Raw genomic sequence first — 18,078 nt, 5'->3', positions numbered from 1 at the left:
ATAGAGGATAAAAGAAAGGCCCTTGCAGAAAGCGACAAGATAAAGGATTTTGTGTCCAGAAACAAGGGAATCTTCGTATATGCAGCCCTGCAGGATCTGGTCAAGTACAACAGGCTCGACAAGGATACCGAGATGGTCTTTTCCGTTCTCAACCTTCCTCCAGTTAACCCCTGTGTGGTTTTGGGTGTGGCGTGCTTCAGCAGTTTGGACCCTCTGGAAGGCAGTCTCATTCACTTCTGGAGAGAGCTTGAAGGGGTGTTCGAGGATGGAGTTGTGGTGCCGTGGGGCGATTTTTGCTTTTTGGTCATGGTTCCAGCGGCGCAGGGAAGGGAAAGCGCTTCCTTGGAAGATATGGGACTGAAGATCCTTGGGCATCTTTCCTCAAGGGGGCTTAAATCCAACGTCGTATGCGGAGGTTACGTTACCGACTTGCGCAAGATGGCGAAAGTCATATCTCAGCTGGAAGAAGTCGTAGAAGAGAGCATTTTCAGGGGATTTGGCCAAGTCGTCTTGTGCGATGATTCCACGGAGAAAAAAGATTATGAGACGGACCCGTTTATCGTAGAAAGTGCTGCAAAGAAATATTTCAACTACCTGCTGGATGGTTTCCTCAAAAACGACAGTGCGATGGTCGCCGACAGTATAGAGACTATAAATGCTTTTATAGGGGAGATCGCCGTAAAGAACCTAGGGATGGCCAAAATGGCAGCTCTAGGGATCTTGGGCCAGCTTCTAATGTTATTTATAGAGCTAAAGTGCGACTTCTCGATGATGCGAGAGTGGGCGAACAAGCAAATCCTGAACTTTCTCGGCTCCTCTAACCCTAAGGACCTCAACAAGGTTTTCTCCCAGGCGATATTGAGCTCCTGGGCGATCAGAAACAGCGCAGCAGATGAATCAGCCATAATCGTGCAGCAGGTCTTGTCTTACATAAGGTCCCACTACGAGGATGTAACCTTGCAGAGTGCTGCCGAATATGCCTGCGTCAGCCCCTCGTACTTGAGCAGGCTCTTTAAGAAAACCCTGAACAAGAGATTCATAGACGTGGTCAAGGAAGAAAAGATAGAGAAGGCGAAAATATTGCTTTCTCAGGGCTTTTCTGTAAGGGACACTGCCTTGATGGTAGGGTATGGGAACATAAATTACTTCAGCATCCTTTTCAAACAGCTTACGGGAGAAAGCCCCTCCGAATACGCCAAAAGACAACACCTTGACCAATAGGTCAAAAAAACAAAGATTTTGAGCAAAAAAACAAGTACCTGCACGTCTTAAAATTTCCTTTTGTTTTTTCTTGTATAACTGGTCAAAAAAATAGGTCCCCCCTTGATTGAATCCCCCTTCTCGTTAGGAGAACATAACTTCTGAGGGGAAAGGGGGGTGCTTTGGTGTCGGAAAAAGCCAGGGTAATTCAAGAGTATGTTCCTGGCAAGCAAATCACACTTGCTCATGTCATAAGGAACCCTCGCAAGGAACTGTGCGAAAAGATAGGTATTGACCATCAGGGAGCGGTAGGCATCCTAACCATAACTCCTGGTGAAGGGGCCATCATAGCAGGAGATATCGCCTCCAAGTCCGCCTCAGTGCGAGTGGAGTTCGTCGACCGCTTTACAGGCTGTCTTATGATCAGTGGCGACGTCTCCTCTGTTGAAAGTTCCCTCCGAAGTATTGTTAGCTTTTTCGGTTCCAAGCTTCTTTTTGCCTCCACGGAGGTGACCTTCTCATGACCAAAAGGCTGATGGTCGTGGGAAGGACAGGAGTAGGTAAAACCACTCTTCTTAAGGCGTTGGGCCTTCTGGGCTCTTCGGTTCGTAAAACGGAGGCTGTTGAGTATTCCCCCCAGTTTATTGACACCCCAGGAGAATTCATGGACATGGCCCGTTTTTATCATGTCCTCATTACTTCCTCTTCAAAGGCTGCTGCGGTCCTGGTGGTGGTCGATGCCACAAATCCGGGGCAGCTTCCGCCAGGCATATCCAAGACGTTCGCTTCCCCTGTTTTGGGGTGCGTCAACAAGATAGACCTTTTAGATGGCAACTATGAGGAGAAGGTTGATTCTGCCCAAAGGAAACTTTTGGAAGCTGGGGTTGAGGAGGTGTATGCCGTATCTGCCAAAGAAGGGACAGGAGTAAGGGAACTTAAGGCAAGAATAGAAGAAATTTTACGGAGGTGTAAATGACATGAACGGAGAAGCTTTGGGTTTGATCGAGACCAGAGGGTTGGTTGGCTGCATCGAGGCTGCGGATGCCATGGTGAAGGCAGCGAACGTGAGATTGGTGGGCTACGAGAAGATCGGTTCCGGTTACGTCACCGTCATGGTCAGAGGGGATGTAGGAGCCGTGAAGGCAGCTGTTGACGCCGGGCTTGCTGCAGCAAAGAAAGTTGGGGAAGTTGTTTCTGTGCACGTGATCCCAAGGCCGCATTCCGACACGGAAAAGATCCTTCCCAAGTTGGGCTAATTGCGTTCTTTGGCGTTTGAGTTTTTGAAAAGGGGGTTCGGGAAATGGATCAGGAACTGATGGGAAAGGTTATGGAAGAAGTGATGAAGAGGCTTTCCAGCGCGGGAGAGCCTGAAAAGAAAGAAGAACAAAAACCTGCCGCATGCTGTGAAGCGGTGTTGGCATCTGGAGTCACAGAGTTTGTGGGCACAGCCATGGGAGACACCATTGGGCTTGTGATTGCCAACCTGGAAAGCCGCATTCTCGAGAAGTTTGGTTGGGATCCAAAATACAGGTCCATAGGGATCATCTCCGACCGCGTAGGCGCTGGTCCCCAGATAATGGCTGCCGACGAAGCGGTGAAGGCCACGAACACCGAAGTGGTGCTCTTGGAGCTTCCGAGGGACACCAAGGGCGGCGCCGGACACGGTTGCTTGATCCTCCTTGGAGCAGAGGATGTCTCCGATGCCCGCAGGGCTGTGGAAGTGGCCCTCAAGGACCTGGAGAGAACCTTTGGCGACGTGTATGCCAACGACGCCGGCCACCTGGAGTTCCAATATACCGCCAGGGCCAGCTACGCATGCAATAAGGCCTTTGGCGCTCCCGTGGGGAAGGCCTTCGGCCTTATCGTAGGTGCTCCTGCGGGAATAGGTGTAGTCATGACCGATGCAGCTTTGAAGGCCGCAGAGGTTGACATGCTCTTCTACAGCACGCCCACCAACGGAAATACCTACACCAACGAAGTCGTAATGGGCATCACCGGCGATTCTGGAGCGGTCAGACAGGCGTTGATAGCGGCCCGTGAAGTGGGTCTGAAGTTGTTAGGAGCATTTGGCGAGCCTCCCAAATCTCTTACCAAACCGTACATCTAAGGCCGCGAAGGCTTTGGTTATTGGGAGGTGAGCGTAAATGGCAGAAAAGAAAAGAAGCAAGCGTTTCCAGGTCTTAGAAAACAGGCCAGTCCATAAAGACGGGTTCATAGGGGAGTGGATAGAGACCGGTCTAATAGCGATGGGAAGCCCCAATGACCCCAAACCCTCCGTGAAGGTAAGCGGCGGGAAGATAGTGGAGATGGACGGCAAAAGACGAGAGGACTTTGACATGATAGACCAGTTCATAGCCGACTACGCTATAGATGTCTCCATAACGGAGGAGGCAATGGCGAAGTCCGACGAAGAACTGGCCAGAATGTTGGTGGATATAAACGTTCCGGCAGAAGAGGTCAGAAAGATCTTCGGCGGGTTGACTCCGGCAAAACTGGCATCGGTCATGGATAAGCTGAACATCGTGGAGATAATGATGGCCATGCAGAAGATGCGGGTCAGGCAGACGCCGAAGAACCAGGCCCATGTAACAAGCGCCACGGACAACCCAGTGATGCTTGCCTGTGACGCAGCGGAAGCGGCCTACAGAGGTTTTGCCGAGATAGAGACCACGGTCGCAGTGTTCAAGTACGGTCCTCTCAACGCCCTTTCCCTGCTTGTGGGGTCCCAGGTTGGCCGTCCGGGAGTTTTGACCCAGGACGCGCTGGAGGAGTCTTTCGAGCTTGAGATAGGCATGAGAGGCCTTACCGCCTACGCAGAGACGGTCTCCGTCTATGGCACGGAGGGCGTATTTGTGGATGGCGATGATACTCCGTGGTCAAAGGCCTTCCTGGCTTCGTGCTACGCAAGCCGAGGCATCAAGATGAGGTTCACCAGCGGAACGGGAAGCGAGGTTCAGATGGGTGCCGCAGAAGGAAAGAGCATGCTCTATCTGGAAGCCCGATGCATTTTGATCACCAAGGGCGCCGGAGTCCAGGGCCTGCAGAACGGTTCCATCTCCTGTATAGGCGTTCCTGGAGCCGTCCCAAGCGGCCTCAGGGCTGTGGCAGCGGAGAACCTCTTGACCATGACGATGGGTATGGAGGTCGCCTCCGGAAACGACCAGACCTTCTCCCACTCGGACCTGCGCCGTACAGCAAGGACCATACCCCAGTTCTTCCCTGGAACAGACCTTATATTCTCCGGCTACTCTGCTGTTCCCAACTGCGACAACATGTTCGCTGGCTCCAACTGGGACATAGAGGACATGGACGATTACCTTGCCTTGCAGCGTGATTTCAAGGTGGACGGCGGCGTCCGGCCAGTGCTGGAGGAAGACGTCATAGCGGTCAGGAACAAGGCAGCAAGAGCTTTACAGGCCGTTTACGAGGAGCTTGGCTTCCCGCCGATTACGGACGAGGAAGTGGAAGCGGCTACCTACGCCAACACCAGCAAGGATGTCCCGCCGAGGAACATCCCAGAGGATCTGAAGGCTGCCGATAGGATCATGAAAGAGGGCATAACGGGCGTGGACGTCATAAAGGCGTTGGCCAAGCGCGGCTTCAGGGATGTAGCAGAGGCCATTTTGATGATGATGAAGCAGCGCATCTCCGGCGACTACCTGCAGACCTCGGCCTGGATAGATGAAAACGGCTACGTCTGGAGCGCGGTGAACGATCCTAACAAGTACCATGGCCCCACGACCGGCTATCAGATGAGCCCCGAGCGATGGGAAGAGATAAAGAACATTCCTTGGGCTATAAGGGCCGAGGACGTTTAAGGGGGTGAAACTATGGTTTCTCTGAATGAAGAAGTCATTCGCAAGGTCATAGCTGAAGTTTTAGCTGAGATGGTTCCTTCCCCTGAAGCAGGGAAGAAGGCAGAAAGCCCTTCGTCGCCTAAAGCTGCTTCATCCATGAAGCTCGCAGAGAAAGGCGCTGCCGAGAAAAGCTCAGACCCTAGAGATGTGGTGATAGGCATATCCCCCGGGTTTGGGGTTGGTTTCAATGAGACTATAGTTGGCACTCCTCATTCCGAAGTGTTGAGACAGCTAATGGCAGGAATAGAGGAAGAGGGTATGAAGCCAAGGGTGGTAAGGGTCCTGCATACCTGCGACGTCGCATTCATAGGCAAGAAGGCGGCAGAGCTTTCCGGATCCGGTGTGGCTGTAGGAGTGCTCTCCAGAGGGACTGCGGTTATTCATCACAAAGATCTTCCTCCTCTTGGGAACCTGGAGCTCTTCCCCCAGTCTCCCCTTTTGGATCCTGAAACGTTCCGTGCAATAGGCCGCAACGCTGCAAAGTATGCCAAGGGTGAAAATCCAGTGCCTGTTCCCACCAAGAACGATCCTATGGCACGGCCTCGCTACCAGGGGTTGGCGGCCCTTTTGCACAACAAAGAGATGCGGTTCGTCGATCCCAAGAAAGATCCTGTAGAAATTGAAGTTGTCTTTGAGCGATGAGGGGGTGTTAGGAATGGCTATGGAACTGAATGAACAGCTTATAGCGGAACTTGTGAGAAAGACCCTTAAAGAGGTCATGGGGTCGTCTAATACCCCTGCAGGCGCCGCCCCTAAAGGGAAAGAGGCCAACTCTTTGAATGTAGAGGATTACCCTCTTGCCTTCAAGAGACCGGAGCTTCTTAAAACGCCTACGGGTAAGTCCATTGATGAGGTCAACTTGGACAATCTCCTGAACGGCAAGGTCGGCTTCGAGGACCTGCGTATCACTCCTGAGGCTTTGGAGTACCAGGCTCAGATCGCCGAGGCTGCCGGAAGAACCCAGGTGGCTATGAACCTGAGAAGGTCAGCGGAACTGATCAGTGTTCCGGACAAGAGGCTCCTTGAGATATACAACGCCCTGAGGCCTCGCAGGTCCACGAAGCAGGAGCTTTTGGATATAGCCGATGAGTTGGAGAGCAAGTACAACGCGGTGGTTAACGCCAGAATGGTAAGAGAAGCTGCGGAAGTATATGAGCGCAGGGGACTTCTCAAGAGCGCTTGATCTTGATTGAGAACGATCTAAGGAGGGGTTATGGTGCCCATAGTGGCTGGCATTGATATAGGAAATTCTACTACTGAGGTTGCTTTGGGTAAGGTGGAAGACGGACGGGTGGAGTTTTTGTCTTCCTCCTTATATCAGACCACTGGCCTTAAGGGGACAACCCAAAATGTAAGGGGCGTTAAGATGGCCCTGGGATTGGCCCTGGAGCGCGCGGGCTTCGGCAGGGAGGATTTTTCCAAGATAGATTTGATCTGCATAAATGAAGCGGCCCCTGTTATAGGCGACGTGGCCATGGAGAACATAAGCGAGACCATAGTGACCGAGTCCACTATGATAGGCCATAACCCCTCGACGCCAGGCGGCGTGGGAGTAGGAAAGGGAAAGACCGTACACATCGATGACCTGCTGAACGAAGAGCGGGGTTCCTCCGTTATAGTGGTGATTCCCTCCAGCTGGGATTATGAAGCAGCGTCAGAGATGATAAATAAAGCCCTGGAAAAGGGCATTGCCGTAGAGGGCGCCATATGCCAGGGAGACGATGGGGTCCTGATAGCCAACAGGATCAATAAGGTCATACCGATCGTTGATGAAGTAATGTCCATAGAGAAAGTTCCCATGGGCATGCTGGCCTGCGTGGAAGTAGCCCCTCCCGGCAGGGTGATAGAGGTGTTGTCCAACCCCTATGGTATAGCAACTATTTTTTCCCTTTCTCCTGAGGAGACCAAGCATGTTGTCCCTGTGGCTAGAGCCTTGATAGGCAACCGTTCCGCGGTGGTAATAAAAACCCCTACAGGAGAGGTCAAGGAAAGGCGGATTCCCGCCGGGGAGCTTTACATCGATGGGCCTTCGGGAAGAAGGACCGTCAACGTAGAAAGCGGGGCAGAGGCCATAATGAGGGCCCTAGCGGATAGCCAACCGGTGAAGGACATATTCGGTCAACCCGGCACCAACGTGGGCGGAATGATGGAGAGAGTCCGCCGGGTCATGTCCAACCTGACGGGCCTTCCCGTGTCGGATATACACATAAAGGACCTTTTGGCGGTGGATACCTTGGTTCCCCAAAAGGTCGTGGGCGGAATAGCTGGTGAGTTCTCCCAGGAACACGGAGTGGCTCTCGCCGTGATGGTGGAGACCGAGAAACTCCCCATGACCCAGTTGGCTGAAGCCATCTCCCAGGAGACGGGAGTAAGGGTAATGATCGGCGGAGTCGAGGCAGAGATGGCCGTAAGGGGAGCCCTTACCACCCCGGGAACGAAGAAGCCTCTGGCCATCTTGGACCTAGGGGCTGGGAGCACTGATGCTTCCTTGATGAAGGAAAACGGCGACATTGAACTCATTCACCTTGCAGGCGCAGGAAACATGGTCAACACCATAATAGCCAGCGAGTTAGGCATAGAGAGCATGGATCTGGCGGAGTCCATAAAGCGCTACCCCTTATGCAAGGTCGAAAGCCCCTTCCATGTCCGTCAGGAGGATGGGAGGGTGAGGTTCTTCGAAAACCCCCTGCCCCCCAACCTTTTTGGGAAGAACGCCCTTGTGGTGGAAGAGGGCATACTGATGCCTCTGGAGCTGGACATTCCGGTGGAGCGGATAAGGGAGATTAGGCGCAGAGCCAAAAAGGAAGTCTTCGTCACCAATTCCATGAGGGCCCTTGAGAGGGTTTCTCCAGCGGGCAACGTAAGGCTTTTGGACTACGTTGTCCTTGTGGGCGGATCTTCGTTGGACTTCGAGATCCCAACCATGATAACCGATGCCCTTTCCAGGTTTGGCGTGGTGGCGGGACGAGGCAACATAAGAGGTGTAGAGGGTCCTCGAAACGCGGTGGCCACGGGGTTGGTGCTGGCTTTTGCCAGCAAGGGAATGCCTGTTAAGTGGCTGAGTGAAGCGCGGAGGGGCTAGAAGAATGAGTAAGGCTCGTCTCATGGAGCTTAAGGATATAGAGGAGCAGAACAGGCCGGTTATAGTCCTTTTGCTGTCGGAAGGATGCCCCGAAGAATGGGCGGGGCATGTAGGAGCCGGTTGCGAGGAAGAAGGGGTTCCCATGGCCTGGGGAAGGATGCCAAAGGGCAGAGCTTCTTCCCTTGCTAAAGAGGCCGCAGTCCTTTCCAGGCTGGAGGTAGGGATAGGAATAGACGAGAAAGAAAGCGCTGTAACGGTCTTTTCTCTTGCGGAGCATCCTCCGTATGTCACGGCGTTTCACGGTAAAGACCCGTTGGTCCTGAGATGGTTGGGGCACAACGCCTCCAGGTTGGTGAAGAGGGAGCCTTTGTTGGATAAAGAGGAATTTTTGAAGAAAAGAAGGGTGCCTAATGATTTTTCCAGGAAGCTGCAGAGTGCAGCAATGAAACTGCCCGAAACAGGCGAGGGCGCATATGAAGAATTGGTCAATAAGATAGTTGCCTACGTGATGGAGGAACTAAAGAACGTTAGGGGTGGGTTGTAATGAGGGATTCTCATGCAGCACTGGGTTTTATAGAGACAGTGGGTTTGGCTGCAGCCATAGAGGCAGCGGATGCAGCGTGCAAGACTGCAAACGTGAAGCTTGTAGGCAGGGAAAACTCAAAAGGCAATGGAATGATAACCATAAAAATAAAGGGAGATGTTTCGGCTGTTAAGAGTGCCCTTTTATCCGCCCATGCTGCAGCCTCGAAGGTGAACAAGGTAGTGTCTGTCTCCATCATACCCAGGCCTGGCGCAGGTTTGGAGCCAGTCATGGTTTACAACAAGGAGACCGAGCTTGACGAAAGCCCCACCTGTGTCGAAGAGGAAAAAAAGCAAAAAGCACAGCCCAAGGAGGAACAAAGAACCACAGAGCTTCCTGAAAGCTCCACCGAGGCTGAAGAGGAAAAGAAACAAAAGGCAAAACCCCAAGAGGGAGCAGAAAAGGAGCAAAAAGCCGCAGAGCCTTCTAAGGCAGATAAAAAAGAGAAGAAAGAGGCGAAGAAAGAACCCCCTACTGAGGATGCAGAGGATAAGAAACCTGCTGGAAAGGGGACGAAGGGAAGGGCAAAAAGAAAGCCCAAAAAGCAGTAAATAGCAGCCATTAACTGATGGGAGGGTCTTAAATGAAGGGAGAAGCTTTAGGGTTGTTGGAGACAAAAGGTTTCGTAGGGGCCATAGAGGCAGCAGATGCCATGGTCAAGGCAGCTAACGTGACATTGATAGGACACAAGCTTTCCGGTGCAGGTTTGGTGACGGTGATGATAAGAGGTGATGTGGGAGCCGTGAAGGCTGCTGTGGACGCTGGAGCCGCTGCGGCGAGGGCAGTTGGAGAGGTTGTTTCGGTGCACGTCATCCCGAGGCCCCACTCCGATACGGAGACCATGCTGCCTGGAGAAGGAAAAGACGACAAGACAGATTTGACCATAGGGACGGAGGACTAGTCCCCGGCCTGAATCCAGAGGGGAGCCAATCATGTTGAACATGGAAGGCCTTGTAGATGCCATAACAAAGGAAATAAGCGCCATGCTTTCGTCCGGCAGCTTTCCCATAGTGGTTGGAGTCAGCAACAGGCATGTGCACCTTTCGAGGGAGCATGCGGATGTCCTTTTTGGCAAAGGGTATGAGCTCACCAAGTTGAGGGACCTGCGCCAGCCAGGGCAGTTTGCTGCCAAGGAGACCGTGACCGTGGCTACAGCGGGAGGCGTTTTGGAGAACGTCAGAATACTTGGCCCTATAAGGAAAAATACCCAATTTGAGCTTTCGGCCGCAGATGCAAGAAAACTCCGCATAGATGTTCCGGTCGTAAAAAGTGGCTCTTCCTTCAAGCTGGACACCCCGGTATTGCTTATTGGCCCCAAAGGAAGCGTCTCCCTGACGGAGGGTGTCGGGATCGCCTGGAGACATATCCATTTGTCCCCCGAGGAGGCCTCTATCCTTGGAGTGAAAGATGGCCAGGATGTGGACGTGGAGGTCAAAGGGGACAGGGGAGTCATATTCAGGAAGGTATGGGTGAGGGTGAGCGAAAGGTTCGTGAGCGAGTTTCACGTGGACGTGGACGAGGCGAACGCTTGCGGGTTGAAGACCGGAGATTACGTTCACATAGTCCGCATACCGGAAAGCCTATAGATGGAGGGTAGACCTTGAGCAGACTAAATACCTGTGCTGAGGCGCTAAAAAGCAATAAAGCCATTGCCCCATGGGAAAAGTTGTACCTGGGGATCGATCTGGGCACCACGAACATTGTGGTCGTGGCCTTGAATGAAAAGGGCGAGCCTGTGGCCGCGTCCATGACTTCGTCGTCTGAAATAATCAGGGACGGCGTCGTGGTGGATTACTGGCGAGCCATAAAGGAGTCAGAGAAGAACGTAGAAACCATTTGCTCTAAACTGGGGATCTCCTTGGATAGGCTTTTGGAGTGCTCCGTCGGTGCTTCGGCATACCCTCCGGGTATATCCTCCAGGACGGCTCAGGTCTGTGCCAACGTGGTGGAGGCTTTGGGGATGCCTTGCAAGGGGCTGTATGAAGAGCCGGTCGCTGCCGCCAGGGCGTTGGGGTTGGAAAACGGAGTGATAGTGGATATTGGTGGCGGGACGACTGGAATAGCGATATTCAAGGATGGCGAGGTAGTATATTCCGCTGACGAGCCCACGGGGGGAACCCACATGACCTTGGTGATTTCGGGCAGGATGGGGATTTCCTTCGAGGAGGCCGAGGAGAAAAAACGCGGCAGGTCCAATCACAGGTTCTTGAGGCCCATACTGGTTCCCGTCGTCGAAAAGATGGCCACCATAGTAAAGGAGCACCTCCACAGGGCATCCTGGGATTTCTCGGGAGCGCCAATATACCTGGTTGGCGGAGGAGCGGACATAGAGGGCTCAGAAGAAGTTTTCACGTCTATTGTCCAATACCCTGTGAGGTTGGCGGAACATTGCCTTTTGGTTACTCCCATGGGCATAGCGTCCATGCTGTGGGAAGAACAGTGCAAAGAGATGGTGAAGGAAGATGCAGCGCACGTTAGTTGACCGCCTTGCCCAAGAGGTAATAACAAGGCTTGCCAAGCCGCGGGTAGCTTTTCTCTGGGGCCTGGGTCAGGTGCCCAACAAGCCCCTGGAGGCTGAGGCGTTTAACGCCATTTACTATTTGCCTGCGGAAAGCTGCTTTGCTCCTTTGTGTCACATTAGGCCCTGTTACTTCCTGGATCGCATAGGGGACCTCAAGAAGGAAGTCAAGACGCTGGACCTTTTGGTGGCTTTGCAAGTGCCGCCGGAAGTGCTGCAGGAGCTGTGTTTTGCCTTTCCCGTAAGCAAACTTGGCCTTTTTATTTCTTATTTCATAGACGAAAAAAAGCCCGTGATCATGGATTTGAGCATTGTAAGGGAAAGGTGCAAGTGGGACGGCCCCATGCTGAAGCTTTTTGAATCGCGGCTTGAGGAGCTTAGGAATCTGGGTGTGGCTTTTCTCGATAAGAAAGCTCCTGACGAAGCTTTACACGCTACAAAAGGCGAAAGCAAGAACCTAGTGATAAGGGACAAGGGGTGGCTTACCTGGAGTGACGTAAGCGGATTGCTCGTCCGTGGGTGCGATGTATTGGTGCTTGAGGGCAACACGAAACTTACTCCTGAGGCGCTCTCCAGGTTAAGGGAGCGGGGTATCAGGGTGGAAAGAGGGGAAGGATAGGCATGGCTATTTCTGCTCGACTGGTAGTTAAACCCACCAAGGCGCTTTTGGAGGTCTTGAAGGTTAGATTGAGGCCCAAAGCTGACAACGATTTTAATGGGATGGGAGCTTTGCTGTTGATTCAGGGCCCCGTTGTGGACGTTCTTGCTGCCATAGATGTAGGGACCAAAGCCTCCAACGTGAAAGCTGCCGAGATAGTGGGCAACTGCCCTCAGCAGCTTAACACCGTTGTTTTCTGGGGAAGTGTATCGGAGGTTAAGCAGGTTCTTTCAGCCTTGAAGGAATGGGGAGAGGTTAAATCATGAAGATAGGGAAGGTAATAGGGCACGTGGTTTCCACGAAAAAGGACGAGAGGCTAGTGGGGTTCAAGCTCTTGGTGGTTCAGGTGCTTCATCCCACGAAGGATGGAGAGTTGGGTGTAAGAGAGGACAAGTATCACGTAGCGGTGGATTTAGTGGGTGCAGGAGTGGGAGAGCTGGTGCTTCTGTGCTCCGGAAGCTCAGCCAGGGTCTCCGCCAGTGAAGAGAGAGGCGCTCCGGTGGACGAGGCGATAGTTGGAATAATTGATACTGTGGATTTTAACCTGTAGAGGTGAAAACTAAGGTGCGGATATATACGAGGCAGGGCGATCAGGGTATGACTCAATTGGCTGATGGGAGCAAGGTTCCCAAGGATCATCCTGCAATAGTAATGAATGGCCATATAGATAAAGCGGTTTCTCTCCTGGGCGCTGCCAGGAGTACCGCTCCAATGGTGCTGAAGGAAGAGATAAAAGACCTTCAGGCGTTTCTCATGAGCCTAATGGCCTTCATAGCTAGAGGTTCCAAGGAATACAACCTTCCAAGCATAGAAAGCCTGGAGTTGAAGATAGATTCCATTCAGGAAAGGTACCCCTTCGACTGTTATACGAAGGTCGTGGACGTGTTCAATAAAGGTAAGTTCATAGTCCCAGGAGAGAGCCTGTGTGAGGCCATGCTCCATGTTGCAAGAGCGGTTATAAGGGAGGCAGAGCGCTACGCGATCCAAGCAGCAAGGGGAAATGTCTTGGATGCTCGGTTGGTGCCCTTGCTCAACCGTCTTTCAGATTACGTTTGTGTTTTGGCGATAGCGGCTGCTTTCGAGGAATTTGTGTCCTACGTAACGCAGATTGTCATGAAGGAATTGAAGGTTTTTGAAGAATTTAAATTTTTTGAAGGTGATGGGGGTGTAGGAGCTATGTACAGCAAGGAGATGAATTTAAATTTGGCTCACAAATTAGTAGAGGCCGCAATGAAGAGAGCCACTCAGATAAGGGTTCCCATGGTCATAGCGGTTGTTGACGAGAGCGGAATTCTTACGGCCTTTTCTAGGATGGATGGAGCGCTCTTGGTGAGCTGTGACCTGGCCATCAAGAAGGCTCGCACGGCGGTTTCCATCCGCATGTCTACAGACAAGGTCGCGGAGCTCGTCCAGCCTGGCAAGCCTCTGTATGGCCTTCAGGCAGATTCTGCCCTTTGTTGTTTTGGCGGAGGATTCCCCATCAAAAAGGACGGCAAAGTGATAGGAGCTATTGGGGTGAGTGGAGGCAGCGTGGAGGAAGACATGGACGTTGCCCAGTATGCGTTGTCCGTTGTTGCTGCGCTTTAGGGGGTGTGTGCTTTGAGGGAGCAGGACATAAAACAGATTGTAGCGAAGGTTTTGGAGGAACTGAAATATCAGGTAGGGGCATTGGAAAAAGGGGGGACGAACCACGCTTCCTACTGTTATGGCGATGTGGATGACGCTGTAAAAGCGGCTGTGCAAGCCCAGAAGATTTGGCAGTGGGAGTACAGTCTGGAGGATAAGAAAAAAATAGTGGATGGGCTCAAGAAGTTCCTTATGGACTACGTTGAGGAGCTGGCGGTCCTGGCTGTGGAGGACACGGGCATGGGAAGGGTGGACGACAAGATAGCCAAGAACAGGCTCGCCATAGAGAAGACGCCCGGACCGGAGTTTTTCACCACCAAGGCCACATCGGGGGATAACGGCCTGGTTTTGGAGGAGCTTTCTCCCTTTGGGGTCATAGCTTCCATAACTCCTTCCACCAACCCTACGGCCTCGGTGATAAATAACACCATCTGCATGATCTCCGGGGGCAACGCCGTAGTATTCGCGCCCCATCCTGGTGCACTCAAGTGTTCATTAAGAAGCTGCGAGCTAATAAACCAGTACTTGGTCTCCCAGGGCGTTCCTTCGGGGTTGGTCTCCAGCCTTTCCATAGCGACCTTGGAGAATGCCCAAAAGCTCATGACCCACAAAGACGTGAGGCTCGTGTCTGCTACAGGAGGGCCAGGCGTCGTCAAAGCTGCCTTGAGTTCGGGAAAACCCGCCATAGGTGCGGGCCCTGGCAACCCGCCGGTGATAGTGGACGAGACGGCGCATTTGGAGAAAGCGGCAAAAGATATCATAGCCGGTTGTTCTTTCGACAACAACTTGCCCTGCATAGCTGAAAAAGAGCTGATAGTGGTCAACTGCGTCGCTGATCAGCTTAAAAGGTACATGTTGGAGAACGGGGCCTTTGAACTTAAAGGAAGCGATGTGGAGAAACTCAAAAAACTTGTTCTTACAGAGAAGGGAACACCTAACAGGGATTATATTGGCCAAGATGCAGTGCGCATATTGAAAGATATAGGCATAAAGGTTCCTGAGACGGTCAGGGTCGTTTTGGTGGAGGCAGAAGAGCAAGATCCCCTTGTGCAGGAGGAGATGCTCATGCCCGTTTTGCCCATGGTGAGGGTATCGGATTTCGATGAGGGACTAGAGATGGCCCTTAGGGTGGAACATGGATTCAGGCATTCGGCAGCAATTCACAGCACCAACATCGACAATATGAGCAGGATGGCCCGAGCCATGGAGACCACCATCTTCACCAAGAACGCACCCTCCTTTGCGTCCATAGGCTTTGGAGGAGACTGTCCCACAGCATTTACCATAGCCACCACCACGGGGCAGGGTCCAACTACGCCTCTTTCCTTCTGCAGGGTAAGGCGCTGCATGCTGCATGGGGCATTTAGGATAGTCTAACCCGGATGGGGGAATATGAAATGATCTCGAAAGAAGAGCTCTTAAGGGCCGTATCTGAAGCAGGGGTCGTGGGAGCCGGAGGAGCCGGCTTCCCCACCCATGTGAAGCTTAAGGCCGATAACATAGATACTTATGTAATTAATGGCGTGGAGTGCGAGCCTCTTTTGTTCAAGGACAAGCACCTTATGAGGGAAGAAAGCAAATTCCTGGTGGATACGGCAAGGGAAGTTGCTGAGGCAATAGGCGCCAAAAGGGCAGTCTTCGTCCTTAAGAAGAAGAACAAAAAGGAAATAGAAAGCCTGAGAAAAGCGGGGGGAGAGGTAGTTCCGATAGGGGATTATTATCCTGCTGGCGACGAGGTTATATTGATAAGGGAGGCCTTGGGCAGAACAGTTCCCGAGGGAGGTCTCCCGTTGATGGTCGGCGTTGTGGTGAACAACGTGGAAACCTTGTACAACTTGGGCAGGGCGATGGAGGCCAAGAGCGTAATTTACAAGTTCGTTACGGTCAGCGGCTATGTAAAGGAGCCTGGCCTTTGGCTTGTCCCCATAGGGGTTTATGCTTCTCGCCTCATACAGGCCTGCGGTGGCGCAACCGTTGATGATCCGTGGTACATAGATGGCGGTCCCATGACGGGAAGATACCGCAAGAGTTTGGATTTTGTTGTGACCAAGACTACAAGCGGCATTATAGTGGTTCCAGGCGATTCTGCCCTGGTCAAGTACGAGACCATGCCTATAGAGACGATGCTGAAGCAGGCCAAGTATGCCTGCATCCAGTGCAACCAGTGCTCGCTGGTTTGTTCCAGAAAGCTTGTGGGCTACGACCTAAAGCCCCACATGATAATGAGGGCCATGGCGTACAACAAGCTGGCGGATATATCCGTCTTAAAGAGCGCCTTTTTATGCTCCGAGTGTAACCTGTGCAGCGGTCTGCATGCCTGTCCTATGCAGCTTTCCCCAAGAAGGGTAAACCAACAGCTTAAGGCTATATTGAGGCAGCAGGGGGTAAAGCCCGAATTCCCGAAGCGGGAGATGAAGCTGGATCCCATGAGGGATTACAGGCTCCTTCCTTCAAGCAGGCTGAAAAGGCGCATAGGCCTTGATAAATGTCCCGAGGAAGTGCCCTTTAGGGGAATGTTTGAGGACTTCAACGAGGTTTTTGTGCCTTTTTCTCAGCACATAGGGCGTCCATGTGTTCCTGCGGTGAGCGAAGGAGATTTTGTGGCGTCAGGTCAGGTAGTAGGCCTTCCGCCGGAGGGGGCTTTAGGAGCGGTTGTTCATTCTTCAATTGACGGTGTCGTCCTCAGTGTGACTGCTGAAGGGGTAAAAATAAAGAAAGTGGATATGGAGTGATATTAGATGGAAAAGGCCTTGGCTACCATAGAAAGCATTAGCGTGGCGCGGGGGTATCAAATAGCTGACAGCATGCTCAAGTCGGCGAGTGTTTCTCTTTATTACGCCTCCACTACATGTCCAGGCAAGTTTTTGATCATAGTTGGCGGCCAGGTTAGCGCCGTCAAGACCGCAGCGAATAGGGCTTTGGATGTCGGTAAGGAAATGATAGTGGATTACATGTTCTTGCCGAACGTCCACCCCCAGGTCATATCTGCCCTTAGTTGTTCTACGGAGGTAAAGGATATAAGGGACTTGGGGATAGTGGAGGCTATGTCTGCTCCGTCGGTGCTTGAGGCAGCGGATGCGGCTGTTAAGGCCGCAAAAGTGGATCTGATAGAGATACGAGTGGGCAAGGGCATGGGTTCTAAGAGCTTTTTCTCTGTGACCGGTGAGATATCGGACGTCAAGAATGCCGTAAAAACCGCAGAGGGGGTGGTTGCTTCCCGGGGGCTTTTGGTTGAGGCAGTGGTTATAAGTAGGCCGCATAAAGGGCTGCTTGAGGTTTTTGCCTAGTTGTAGTTTAGGGAAGTAGAGTAAGGGAATACATAAAAACAGGAGGGATTAGTATGGGAACCAAAGTAATGATATCACCTAGCAAGTATGTTCAGGGGCCGGGTGCATTGGCTGAGATAGGAGCACAGGCAAAGCATCTTGGCAAGAAGGCCTTTGTAATAGGCGGGAAGAGGGCTATGAGCACTTCCAAAGGGATCGTTGAGGAGAGCTTCAAGAAGGAAGGAATAGAGGCTGTTTTCGAGCATTTCAATGGCGAGTGCTGCGATCCCGAGATAAACAGGCTGAAAAAGATCGCCGAGGATAACGCAGCTGAGTTTGTTGTCGCCGTGGGTGGAGGAAAGGCGATAGATACCGCTAAGGCCATAGCTGCAATGATGGGAAAACCTGTGGTTATAGTCCCCACCATAGCAGCGACCGATGCTCCATGCAGCGCCTTGTCCGTTATATACACGGAAGAGGGAGTATTTGACAGATACTTTGTTTTGCCCAAAAACCCAGACCTGGTGTTGGTGGACACGTCCATTATAGCCAAGGCGCCTGTGAGATTTTTGGTATCCGGCATGGGAGATGCTTTGGCAACGTGGTTCGAGGCCGATTCGTGCTTCAGGTCCTCTGCCAAAAACTTGCCGGGTGGGTATTCCACGGCCACTGCTTTGAGCCTTGCAAGGCTTTGCTATGACATTTTGATGGAATATGGAAAGCCGGCCAAGCTGGCGGTTGAAAAGGGCGTTGCTTCCCCCGCGGTGGAGAAAGTAGTTGAGGCTAACACCCTGTTGAGTGGAATAGGCTTTGAAAGCTCTGGCCTTGCTGCTGCCCATGCCATTCACGATGGCTTCACGATCTTGGAAGAGACCCACAGCGTGTATCACGGAGAGAAGGTATCCTTCGGAACCTTGGTGCACATAGTCCTTGAGGATAGGTCATGGGAGCAGATAGAGGAAGTAATGAACTTCTGTGTAGAAGTAGGCTTGCCCATAACACTGAAGCAGATAGGTGTCGTGGAGCCTACGGAGGAGAAGATAATGAAGGTCGCAGAGATGACCTGCGCTCCTGGCATGCTGATCCACAACATGCCTTTCGAGGTAACGCCACAAATGCTCTTTGATGCCATCTTCGCCGCCGATGCCATAGGGAGAAACTACCTAAAGGAAAGAGGCATCGAGGTTTAATCTACACATCGCCTCCAGGGGCAGCAGAAGCTGCCCCTACCCCTACCCCCTTTGGAGTCAAAATTGAGAATTAAGGGCCTGCGCTAGCACAGCGCAGG

General features: G+C 52.3%; 22 protein-coding genes. All 22 read left to right on the top strand.

Annotated elements, in window-relative coordinates:
* A partial coding sequence (locus V7Z69_RS06555; protein WP_334139269.1) for a helix-turn-helix domain-containing protein occupies nt 1-1,221 on the top strand: 1,221 nt, incomplete at its 5' end.
* A 164-nt stretch (nt 1,222-1,385) separates the two neighbouring features.
* The gene (locus V7Z69_RS06550) at nt 1,386-1,724 is read left to right on the top strand and encodes a BMC domain-containing protein (RefSeq protein ID WP_334139267.1); all 339 of its coding nucleotides are present in this window, start codon (nt 1,386-1,388) and stop codon (nt 1,722-1,724) included.
* On the top strand, nt 1,721-2,176 hold the full coding sequence (locus V7Z69_RS06545) for a EutP/PduV family microcompartment system protein (RefSeq protein WP_334139266.1): 456 nt from the start codon (nt 1,721-1,723) through the stop codon (nt 2,174-2,176). The genes V7Z69_RS06550 and V7Z69_RS06545 overlap by 4 nt, the downstream gene beginning before the upstream one ends.
* Nucleotide 2,177: 1 nt before the next feature.
* Entirely contained in the window at nt 2,178-2,456 is a 279-nt protein-coding gene (locus V7Z69_RS06540; protein ID WP_334139265.1) for a BMC domain-containing protein, read from the top strand.
* Nucleotides 2,457-2,500: 44 nt separating this feature from the next.
* Nucleotides 2,501-3,307 (top strand): propanediol utilization microcompartment protein PduB, encoded by an 807-nt coding sequence (gene pduB, locus V7Z69_RS06535; protein ID WP_334139263.1) that lies wholly within the window; start codon nt 2,501-2,503, stop codon nt 3,305-3,307.
* A 37-nt stretch (nt 3,308-3,344) separates the two neighbouring features.
* On the top strand, nt 3,345-5,018 hold the full coding sequence (locus tag V7Z69_RS06530; protein ID WP_334139262.1) for a propanediol/glycerol family dehydratase large subunit: 1,674 nt from the start codon (nt 3,345-3,347) through the stop codon (nt 5,016-5,018).
* Nucleotides 5,019-5,030: 12 nt separating this feature from the next.
* Nucleotides 5,031-5,699, top strand: a complete 669-nt coding sequence (locus tag V7Z69_RS06525) for a propanediol/glycerol family dehydratase medium subunit (RefSeq protein WP_334139260.1) — start codon at nt 5,031-5,033, stop codon at nt 5,697-5,699.
* A gap of 13 nt (nt 5,700-5,712) precedes the next feature.
* On the top strand, nt 5,713-6,240 hold the full coding sequence (locus tag V7Z69_RS06520) for a diol dehydratase small subunit (RefSeq protein ID WP_334139259.1): 528 nt from the start codon (nt 5,713-5,715) through the stop codon (nt 6,238-6,240).
* 30 nt (nt 6,241-6,270) lie between these two features.
* Nucleotides 6,271-8,139 (top strand): diol dehydratase reactivase subunit alpha, encoded by a 1,869-nt coding sequence (locus V7Z69_RS06515; RefSeq protein WP_334139258.1) that lies wholly within the window; start codon nt 6,271-6,273, stop codon nt 8,137-8,139.
* A gap of 4 nt (nt 8,140-8,143) precedes the next feature.
* Entirely contained in the window at nt 8,144-8,683 is a 540-nt protein-coding gene (locus V7Z69_RS06510) for a glycerol dehydratase reactivase beta/small subunit family protein (protein ID WP_334139256.1), read from the top strand.
* A complete protein-coding gene (locus V7Z69_RS06505) occupies nt 8,683-9,273 on the top strand; it encodes a BMC domain-containing protein (protein ID WP_334139255.1) in 591 nt (196 codons plus the stop codon). The genes V7Z69_RS06510 and V7Z69_RS06505 overlap by 1 nt, the downstream gene beginning before the upstream one ends.
* Before the next feature lie 32 nt (nt 9,274-9,305).
* Entirely contained in the window at nt 9,306-9,623 is a 318-nt protein-coding gene (locus tag V7Z69_RS06500) for a BMC domain-containing protein (RefSeq protein WP_334139253.1), read from the top strand.
* Between the two features lie 31 nt (nt 9,624-9,654).
* A complete protein-coding gene (locus tag V7Z69_RS06495; RefSeq protein ID WP_334139251.1) occupies nt 9,655-10,308 on the top strand; it encodes a phosphate propanoyltransferase in 654 nt (217 codons plus the stop codon).
* Nucleotides 10,309-10,322: 14 nt separating this feature from the next.
* Nucleotides 10,323-11,204: an ethanolamine utilization protein EutJ gene (gene eutJ / locus V7Z69_RS06490; protein WP_334139249.1), complete on the top strand. Its 882-nt coding sequence runs from the start codon at nt 10,323-10,325 to the stop codon at nt 11,202-11,204.
* Entirely contained in the window at nt 11,185-11,859 is a 675-nt protein-coding gene (locus V7Z69_RS06485; RefSeq protein ID WP_334139247.1) for a hypothetical protein, read from the top strand. The genes eutJ and V7Z69_RS06485 overlap by 20 nt, the downstream gene beginning before the upstream one ends.
* A 2-nt stretch (nt 11,860-11,861) precedes the next feature.
* Entirely contained in the window at nt 11,862-12,164 is a 303-nt protein-coding gene (locus V7Z69_RS06480) for a BMC domain-containing protein (RefSeq protein ID WP_334139244.1), read from the top strand.
* Nucleotides 12,161-12,448 carry a EutN/CcmL family microcompartment protein gene (locus tag V7Z69_RS06475; protein WP_334139242.1) on the top strand — a complete coding sequence of 96 codons (288 nt, stop codon included), beginning with the start codon at nt 12,161-12,163 and terminating at the stop codon, nt 12,446-12,448. The genes V7Z69_RS06480 and V7Z69_RS06475 overlap by 4 nt, the downstream gene beginning before the upstream one ends.
* A 14-nt stretch (nt 12,449-12,462) precedes the next feature.
* Nucleotides 12,463-13,485, top strand: a complete 1,023-nt coding sequence (locus tag V7Z69_RS06470; RefSeq protein ID WP_334139240.1) for an ATP:cob(I)alamin adenosyltransferase — start codon at nt 12,463-12,465, stop codon at nt 13,483-13,485.
* A gap of 3 nt (nt 13,486-13,488) precedes the next feature.
* Nucleotides 13,489-14,901, top strand: a complete 1,413-nt coding sequence (locus tag V7Z69_RS06465) for an aldehyde dehydrogenase family protein (RefSeq protein WP_334139238.1) — start codon at nt 13,489-13,491, stop codon at nt 14,899-14,901.
* Nucleotides 14,902-14,921: 20 nt separating this feature from the next.
* Nucleotides 14,922-16,256 (top strand): 4Fe-4S dicluster domain-containing protein, encoded by a 1,335-nt coding sequence (locus tag V7Z69_RS06460; protein ID WP_334139236.1) that lies wholly within the window; start codon nt 14,922-14,924, stop codon nt 16,254-16,256.
* Nucleotides 16,257-16,262: 6 nt separating this feature from the next.
* The gene (locus V7Z69_RS06455) at nt 16,263-16,811 is read left to right on the top strand and encodes a BMC domain-containing protein (RefSeq protein WP_334139235.1); all 549 of its coding nucleotides are present in this window, start codon (nt 16,263-16,265) and stop codon (nt 16,809-16,811) included.
* A gap of 53 nt (nt 16,812-16,864) precedes the next feature.
* The gene (locus V7Z69_RS06450; RefSeq protein WP_334139233.1) at nt 16,865-17,980 is read left to right on the top strand and encodes a glycerol dehydrogenase; all 1,116 of its coding nucleotides are present in this window, start codon (nt 16,865-16,867) and stop codon (nt 17,978-17,980) included.
* Nucleotides 17,981-18,078: the final 98 nt, after the last annotated feature.

This window comes from Thermovirga lienii (assembly GCF_036847465.1).
In the GTDB taxonomy this organism is placed as follows: Bacteria; Synergistota; Synergistia; order Synergistales; family Thermovirgaceae; genus Thermovirga; species Thermovirga lienii.
The sequence above is the reverse complement of the archived record's forward strand: the minus strand, read 5'-3'. Positions and strand labels throughout refer to the sequence as shown.